This is a genomic window from Bacteroides sp., from assembly GCA_036351255.1.
In the GTDB taxonomy this organism is placed as follows: domain Bacteria; phylum Bacteroidota; class Bacteroidia; order Bacteroidales; family UBA7960; genus UBA7960.
Window position 1 is genome coordinate 1 of record JAZBOS010000063.1, and the last position, 9170, is coordinate 9170.

Annotated in this window: 4 protein-coding genes; all 4 read left to right on the forward strand. The window is 50.9% G+C overall.

Going from position 1 to position 9170, the window contains the following annotated elements; translation table 11 throughout:
* Positions 1–50 precede the first annotated feature (50 nt).
* Positions 51–2804 carry a hypothetical protein gene (locus V2I46_06040; GenBank protein ID MEE4177054.1) on the forward strand — a complete coding sequence of 918 codons (2754 nt, stop codon included), beginning with the start codon at positions 51–53 and terminating at the stop codon, positions 2802–2804.
* Positions 2805–3121: 317 nt separating this feature from the next.
* Positions 3122–6343 carry a hypothetical protein gene (locus V2I46_06045; GenBank protein MEE4177055.1) on the forward strand — a complete coding sequence of 1074 codons (3222 nt, stop codon included), beginning with the start codon at positions 3122–3124 and terminating at the stop codon, positions 6341–6343.
* Positions 6344–6762: 419 nt separating this feature from the next.
* A complete protein-coding gene (locus V2I46_06050; protein ID MEE4177056.1) occupies positions 6763–7710 on the forward strand; it encodes a hypothetical protein in 948 nt (315 codons plus the stop codon).
* A gap of 1089 nt (positions 7711–8799) precedes the next feature.
* On the forward strand, positions 8800–9170 hold a 371-nt coding region (locus tag V2I46_06055; GenBank protein ID MEE4177057.1), incomplete at its 3' end, for a hypothetical protein.

The window sequence follows — 9170 nt, forward strand, 5'->3', positions numbered from 1 at the left end:
ATAACCCTGCCTGCCAGCAGGCAGGAATGACAACAAAAAAACTTAAACCAATGAAGACGCCCATCCTTTTCGCCCTTGCCCTGGTATGGGGCACCGGCATCCTGGCCCAGGAATTGGCCAGGGAAGATGAAAACGACAAAACCGCTAAAGCGGTCCCCACTACCATCGATTTCCAGGGGCGGCTGCACGACAGTGGTGGCAGCCCGGTGAATGCCACCCTCGACATCACGTTTTCACTTTACGATGTGCTGTCGGGCGGCACGGCCCTGTGGACGGAGACAAAGTCGGTACAGGTCGCTGATGGCCTGTTCCAGGTGAAGCTGGGAGAGGTAACTCCTTTTACTCCAAGCCATTTCAGCGGCACCGACCGATGGTTGGGCATGAAGGTGGGCACCGAGGCAGAAATGAGCCCCCGAACAAAAATCTCAAGCGTGGGTTACGCCCTGCAGGCTCTGGAGACTGACCCCAGCTGGGAAGGAAACCCCAACCCTACCGATGCCATTGGCCGGACAGGGAATGTGGGCATCGGCATCACTGCTCCTTTGGCACTGCTCCATACCCATGGAACAGGCACAGACCAGGGCAACGTCCTGTTTGTGGGCGAATACAAATCCTCGGGCGGCATCTTCCCTCCTGTGTCCGGTGCCGGCACACGGCTCATGTGGTACCCTGACAAAGCCATATTCAGGCTTGGGATGGTGAACGGCACGCAATGGAACTCAGCCAGCATGGGACACTTCTCGGTGGCGATGGGGAAAAACACCACCGCTTCAGGCTATGGAACCGTGGCCTTTGGCGACAACACCATCGCCAGTGGCTCCTATGCTTCCGCCTTGGGTTATGGCAGCACGGCGGAGGGAAGTTATGCCGTGGCCATGGGATCGCTGACCGATGCTACGGGGAATAATTCCGTGGCCATGGGCAGTTCTGCCACCGCATCAGGAAGCAGTTCCTTCGCTATGGGAAGCGGAACCACCGCCTCCGGGGATTTTGCAACAGCTTTCGGTTATTATTCAAATGCCCCGTCTTATTGTGAAACCGTTTTCGGAAAATATAACACCAACTACACCCCCGCCGGAATAAACTCCTGGGAGCCATCCGACCGGCTTTTTGTGGTTGCCAACGGCACAGAATTCAATGCCCGGAGCAATGCCCTGACCATCCTTAAAAACGGCAATACCGGCATTGGGATCAGCAACCCTGCGAACAAGCTGGAAGTCGGCGGCCAGGTCAAAATTACCGGCGGCAATCCCGGAGCAGGAAAAGTCCTTACCTCGGATCCGAGCGGACTTGCCTCCTGGCAAACACCTGCCGGATTAACCTTGCCTTTTTCAGGAAGTGTGAGTGCATCGCAAGCAGCCTTCCAGGTTGAAAATACCAGCACGGACGAAGAAACTGCAAATATCGGAATCTATGGTCTAAGCACCTCTGGCGTTGGGGTTTATGGATTATTAACCGGCACATCCGGGCGTGGAATAGTTGGTTTTTCAAGTGCTACTTCAGGCTCAGGAATAGCCATTTATGGACATGCAAATGCACCCGGGGGGTTTTCGGGTTATTTCCAGGGAGGCCGTTTTTTCGTTGAAGGAAATACCGGCATTGGAACGCAAAGCCCCTCCGCGCTTTTACATACCCACGGCACTGGCATTGGTGGGGGAAATGTGGTTTTTGTCGGACAAAAAAAATCAATGGATTTTGGCGATCCCCCGGTATCCGGGGCAGGCACCCGCATGATGTGGTATCCTGACAGAGGAGCTTTCCGCGCAGGTACGGTAGAAGGCATTCAATGGGACCGTCCCTATATCGGAGCAAATTCAGTAGCAATGGGTTATAATACAACCGCCGGTGCATATTCTACAGCAATGGGATATCATACCAACGCGGGGGCTTATGCCACGGCAATGGGTTATGTAACAGATGCTTCAGGATATATGTCAACAGCCATCGGTGTAGCAACAACCGCTTCCGCCAGATATTCAATGGCCCTGGGTAGAAATACTACAGCCCTTTCTTTTGCTGAAACGGTTCTGGGAAGTTATAATACAGCCTACAGTCCGACCGGAGAAGATTCATGGGAACCAGGAGACCGCCTTTTCGTTGTTGGAAACGGAACAGCCCATGACGAACTCAGCAACGCCCTGACCATCCTGAAAAACGGCAACACAGGCCTGGGTACAGATAATCCAGCCTATAAATTGGAGGTCATTGGCAACAGCCGCATCCAGCTCGCAAAAACCAGCGGGCAATGGATCGCCCTGCGCACCGATGGGAACATCCTTGATTTTTCTTTCTCCGGCCATCCCCTTGCCATCCAGGGCATGGCTGAAGGAGAAGACATTGTTATGAACCCTTCCAGATCCAATAAAGTAGGGATCAGGACGTGGGTACCCATGTACGACCTGGATGTGAACGGAAATATCAGGGCCACCGGCAGTGTGTATTATGGCGGAACGGCTGGTTCAGCCAATGGAACCGCTTACACCAAGCCCGACTATGTTTTTGAGGAAAGCTATGATGCCCTTGACCCCTTTGAGGTGGAGGAGTTCCTGCTCAAAGAGAAACACCTGCCCTGGATCACCTCTGCCGAACAGGAGAAACAGGAAAACGGCGAGGTGACGGACATGACCCGCATGGCCTTTGAAACCGTGGAGACCGTCGAGAACCTCCAGCTGCAGATCATCGAACAGAACAAATCGATTATTGAACTCAAGAATAAAAACGAAGAACTCATACAAAGAAACAGCCAGCTTAACGCCCGCCTGGAACGCCTGGAAAGAGCGCTGGAAAGCCTGGAGGAGAGATGAGAAGTGAGAGATGAGCCAGCAACCCTTATTGGCAAGGGGTATGGTCAAGACCTCAAACCTCAAACCCCAAACCCAAAACCCAAAACCTGAAACCTGACAACATTGACAACATTGACAACATTGACAACAATTCTCAAAGAACCTCCCCCCAAACCCTCGCCTGAGGCGAGACAAGCTCTCCAAAGGGGGAGCCCGGGAAGTAACCTTAAACCCTGCCTGCCGGCAGGCAAGCTTAAACCTTAAACCTTGAACTTTAAACCTCAAACCCCAAACCCCGAACCCCTAACCTTGAACCTTGAACCTTAAACATTGAACTTATGAGATCCCTGATGATTCTCGCCCTTGCCCTGGTATGGGGCACCGGCATCCTGGCCCAGGAAGTAGCCAGGGGAGATGAAAACGACAAAACCGCTAAAGCGGTCCCCACCACCATCGGTTTCCAGGGGCGGCTGCACGACAGTGGGGGCAGCCCGGTGAATGCAAACCTGAATATTACCTTTGCGATTTATGACCTGGAAGCGGGTGGCGTTCCCTTTTGGGCGGAAACGCACACTGCAGTCGAAGTTTCGGATGGTTTATTCCAGGTCACCCTTGGAACGTTTAACCCCTTAAGTCCCGATTTTTTTGCCGAGAGCGACAGCCGCTGGCTGGGCATACAGGTAGGATCAGAGGCCGAGATGAGCCCGCGCACGAAGTTCTCCAGCGTGGCTTATGCCCTGCAGTCGGGCGATGCCAGCAATGTTTGGACCTTATCGGGAGACCATATTTACTATAATGCAGGAAATGTAGGGATCGGCACCACCATTCCGGCGGCCCTGTTGCATGCTTACGGAACAGGCACTGGCGAAGGGAATGTTTTGTTTGCCGGAGGGTTTAAATTAACAGACCCCGGCGAACCTCCTGCAACAGGTGTTGGAACCCGGATGATGTGGTATCCCGACAAGGCTGCATTCAGGGCTGGATATGTAAGCGGCAGCCAGTGGGACCAGGCTAATACAGGATTCTTTTCTGTGGCTATGGGTTATTCCACAACCGCTTCAGGGGATTATTCCACCGCTATGGGCAGAAACACCATCGCTTCGGGAAAATTTTCATCCGCATCGGGATTTTACACCATCGCCCCATCTTATATGGAAACTGCCATTGGCCGTTATAATTCTGAATATTCGCCTTATGACCCTAATGGCTGGATGGATACGGACAGGCTTTTCGTAATTGGCAATGGCGCTTCATCTTCCTTGAGAAACAATGCATTGACCATCCTGAAGAACGGAAATGCAGGATTTGGAACAGCAAACCCTACTGCACTTTTGCACACCTATGGCACAGACATTGGCGAAGGGAATGTTTTATTTGTTGGAACTTGCAAATACACAGAAAAAAATGCAGGTGCACCCCCGGCATCAGGTGGTGGTACGCGCATGATGTGGTATCCCGATAAGGCTGCTTTTAGAGCTGGAGAAGCTTACAATACGGGTTGGGATGCAGAAAACATTGGTTACTTTTCAACCGCCTTTGGACAAGCCACAATTGCCAGCGGACACGTGTCCACCGCTTTGGGAGTCAATACTATTGCATCAGGAATTTTTTCCTTTGCTGTGGGAGCGGGTTCGACTGCCTCTGGTAATTCATCAATTGCAATGGGAGTAGAAGTCAATGCTGTTACAAGAAATGAAACGGCTATTGGAAGTTATACGACAAATTACACGCCTTCAAGTATTAATGATTGGGTCGGAACAGACCGTCTTTTTTCTATTGGTAATGGATTAAATGAGAGCACTCGAAGTAATGCCTTAACCATTCTGAAAAATGGCAATACAGGCATCGGGATTGACAACCCTGAAAATAAACTCGAAGTCGGCGGACAAGTAAAAATAACCGGCGGCAGCCCGGGCAAGGGAAAAGTGCTTACCTCTGATGCCAACGGACTGGCATCCTGGGAAACTATCCCTGACGCAACATTAAGTCTACCCTTTAATCAAGTTTTATCCTTCTCAGAAGGTGAAGCTTTTAAAATAACCAACACTGCAGCAGGTGCAGCAATAGGTGGTGCATCCCTGTCGGGTAATGGTATTGTGGGAGAAACAAACGGGACAGACTATTTCTCTGGGGTATTTGGTTATGCATCTTTGGATTGTGGCCTTGGTATTGGAATCAGAGGGAAAACCAACTCAGGAAGCGGCTATTCAGGCTATTTTGAAGGAGGAAATTTTTATGTTAGTGGCAATGTTGGAATTGGAACCAGCGCCCCAACTGCCTTATTGCAGGCATATGGGATTGAGCAAGGCCAGGGAAATGTATTGTTTGTTGGAGCGCATAAACCAACAGATCCCGGGAACCCCCCGGTATCGGGTGCAGGCACCCGGATGATGTGGTATCCTGATAAAGCAGCCTTCAGAGCCGGTGTTGTGAATGGAACGCAATGGGATATAGACAACATTGGTGATGGTTCTACGGCTATGGGGTCCCGCACAATCGCTTCAGGAGAAAGTTCCACTGCAATGGGTTCTGGCACAATCGCTTCGGGAGAAGCCTCCACCGCAATGGGCTTGGGTACAACTGCCTCGGAAATCAGTTCTTTTGCAATGGGTTTTGGCACCGAAGCCACTGGAATAAGTTCCACCGCTATGGGTTATTCATCCATCGCTTCGGGACATACTTCCACCGCAATAGGTTATTTCACCAATGCTTCAGGGAACAATTCAACGGCCTTGGGCAATTTCACTAACGCACCATCAGCCTTTGAAACAGTAATTGGCACATACAACACTGCTTATACACCAGCAAGCATTAATAGCTGGAATGCAGCCGACAGACTTTTTGTCATTGGAAACGGAACTTCTTCTGCTCTTTCAAATGCAATGACCGTTTTAAAAAACGGCAATGTAGGCATTGGAACCAGTAGTCCTGCCAATGCCCTTTCGGTGATGGGCCAGGCCGACATTTCGAGCCGACTTGTAGTGGGCAGCAGTACACAGGCAGGGAGACTGTTGGTAGCAAACGCAGATGGGGCTGGAAATGCATTAAAGATCGGAACAGCAGAAGGCGACTTTGCCAATCTCTATTTTTTGTCGAGTGGGCTGATCTTCGACTGTTACCGTGCCTCTGACGCCAGGCGGCAGCCCATCCTGCTTCAACCCAACGGGGGAAAGGTGGGCGTTGGAACCACAAACCCCGCCTATGCCTTCGACGTAACAGGTGACATCCGTGCCACAGGCAGCGTGTATTATGGCGGAACGGCTGGCTCAGCTAATGGAAGCGCTTACACCAAGCCCGACTTCGTTTTTGAGGAAAGCTATGAAGCCCTTAGCCCCATCCAGGTGGAAGAATTCCTGCTCAAAGAGAAACACCTGCCCTGGATCACCTCTGCCGAACAGGAGAAACAGGAAAACGGCGAGGTGACGGACATGACCCGCATGGCCTTTGAAACCGTGGAGACTGTCGAGAACCTCCAGCTTCAGATCATCGAACAGCAAAAGATCATCAATGCCCTGCTCATGCGGATTGAAGCCCTGGAAAGGGAGAGAAGTGATGAGTGAATGTGATGATGTGATAATTTGGTAATGTGATAATGAAATAATGAGATGAATAGCAGATTTGAGGATTTGAGGATTAGCAGATTTTTTGGCCAAAAGCTAAAAGCTAATAGCCAACAGCCCTTATTGGCATGGGGCAAGGGGCATGGAGCATGGGGCAAAATCCACAGGCCAGCGGAGAAGCTCTGAAACCTGGAACCCGTTGAAAAGTTGAGGAGTTGAGGAGTTGAAAGACCAATGACCAATGACTAATGACCTGACACCCGAAACCTGACAATCGAAACCCGAGACCTTTTGATCTCAGATTAACGATTAACGATTTTTGATTAATTTTTTCTAAACCCCTGAACCCCAAACTACTAACCCCAAACCTGACAACAACGAAAACAACGAAAACAATGACAACTCTAAAAAAATTTCCCATGAAAAAGATCGTATTTTTAACCCTTACACTCCTGATGAGTGCCGGGCTTTTGGCCCAGTCTTACACCTTGCGGCAGTACACCTTTTCGACGGGCTCCAACCCTGCTGCTCCGCCTGCTTCGGCCAGCTACACCCTTCAGGGCAGCGTGGTGGGCGGCCTCTCAGGACAGGAGGCCATCAGTACCAGCTATCGCCTGTTAGCGGGCTATTACCTGGGCACCCTTTCCGTACCCTTCCCTCCCGGCTGGCTCAGCCTGAAGGTGTTTCTTGAAGGACCTTCCAATCCCACTGATCCCAGTATGAACACCAGCCTGAACACCGGGGGTTACCTGCCCCTCACCCAGCCTTTCAACCAGGCCCCTTGGAATTATTCGGGCACGGAGGCCGTCGCCACCATTCCAGCCGGGGTGGTCGACTGGATGCTGGTGGAGCTGCGCGATGCAGCTACACCCGCCGAGGCTAATGCAGGAACCCTCGTGCCGGGATGGCCAAAGGCCTTTTTGCTGAAAAGCGACGGCACCATCACCGAGACCGATGGCAGCTCACTACCTTCCTTACACGGACTGGCGGTGGAAAACAACCTTTTCGTAGTGGTGCGCCACCGCAACCACCTGGCGGTGATGTCGGCCGAAGGCCTCTCCTATGAAGGGGGTGGCTATAGCTGGGACTTCACCCAAGCCCTCGAAAAAGCCTTTGCCCGCAAGGACAAGTCGGCCTACCTCAACGGCCATAAGCTCCTGGCCAATGGCCTGTATGGCATGTTTGGCGGCGATGGGGATGCCAACGGGCAGGTGCAGACCCAGGACAAGAACAACATCTGGAACCCCCAGTCGGGCCTCAGCGGCTACCGCGCTGGCGACTTCGACCTTAACGGACAGGTGCAGACCCAGGATAAGAACAACATCTGGAATCCCAACAGCGGGATAGGAAGCTCCGTACCGCAGTGAGGAGAGAGGAGAGATGAAAGATGAGAGGTGAGAGAATGTGATGATTTGATAATGTGATAATGAGATGATTAGCAGATCTGAGGATTAGCAGATTTTTTGGCCAAAAGCTTAAAGCTAATAGCCAACAGCCCTTATTGGCTCACTTCTCACTTCTCACTTCTCACTTCTTACTTCCTCCCACCATCGTCGTGTCCAGAAGAACCTGGCATGACCCTGACACGAGCTTGGTATGACCCTGGTATACTTTTCATGCCTTTTTTTAATATGAAAATGATCTTTTTTAAAATAAAAAACAAGGCATTTCCAGGCTTCAGGGCGGCGGGAAAAACCGGGGATTGTATTTTTTTTCATTTTTATTTTTTAAGCATCAGCCAGTATTTGTTTTAACCTATTGGTTATTAATAACTTAGTGTTTTACAATCTAAATTTTTCATTTCCATTTAATAATTTTATCAAGTTTGAACGAAGGAATGGTACAACCTATCGATTTTTTTTTTAACTTTCACAAATCAATCTTCCCTTTCAGTCCGCTCTTTGGACTGTTTTGTCCAGCACTCACCGGGTGGCCTCACCCACCCTACGGATATTTATTGCAAACCATTCACAAAGGGTTTTTAAAACAGTTTTGCCACGATCACTGCCCCGAAACCGGGCCTGTCGGCGCCTCAGGCTGTAAGACCTCCCAATAACCTGTCCACCCTCATCCCCTGATTTTAGGGCTGCCTGCAGACCCCAAGGTCTCCTTTTGCCTTTTCGGTTCCTTGACGGAAGAGATGAGAAGTGAGAGATGAGAGGTGAGTAATGAGAAAGAAGATGAAAAACCTGATTTGTGAACATTTGTGGAACTTAACATTTGTGGCCATTTGTGGAGAAAAATCCTGTCCACAAATGCACACAAATGAAAAACACAAATTGACACAAAGAATCTCCCCAATGAATAATAATCATTGACCTGACAACATTGACAACATTGACAACAATTTTCAAAGAACCTCCCCCCAACCCTCCGCTGGCCAGCGGAGGGAGTCCGGGCAGTAACCTTGAACCCTGCCTGCCGGCAGGCAGGCTTGAACCTTAAACCTTGAACTTATGAAAACCCCGATCCTTTTCGCCCTTGCCCTGGTATGGAGCATCGGCACCCTAGCCCAGGAGGCTGCCCGTGAAAGTGAGTCCACTGAGAAGGCCACGGCAGTGCCATCCACCATCGACTTCCAGGGGCGGCTGCATGACAGTGGCGGCAGCCCCGTGAATGCCACCCTGAGCATAAAATTCTCCCTGTATGACATAGGCTCAGGAGGTACGGCCTTGTGGACAGAGACCAAAACCCTGCAGGTCATCGATGGGCTGTTCCAGGTGAAGCTGGGCGAGATCACACCCTTTACCCAAACCCATTTCAGCGGCACCGACCGTTGGCTGGGCATCCAGGTGGGTACGGAAGCCGAGATGAGCCCCCGCACAAA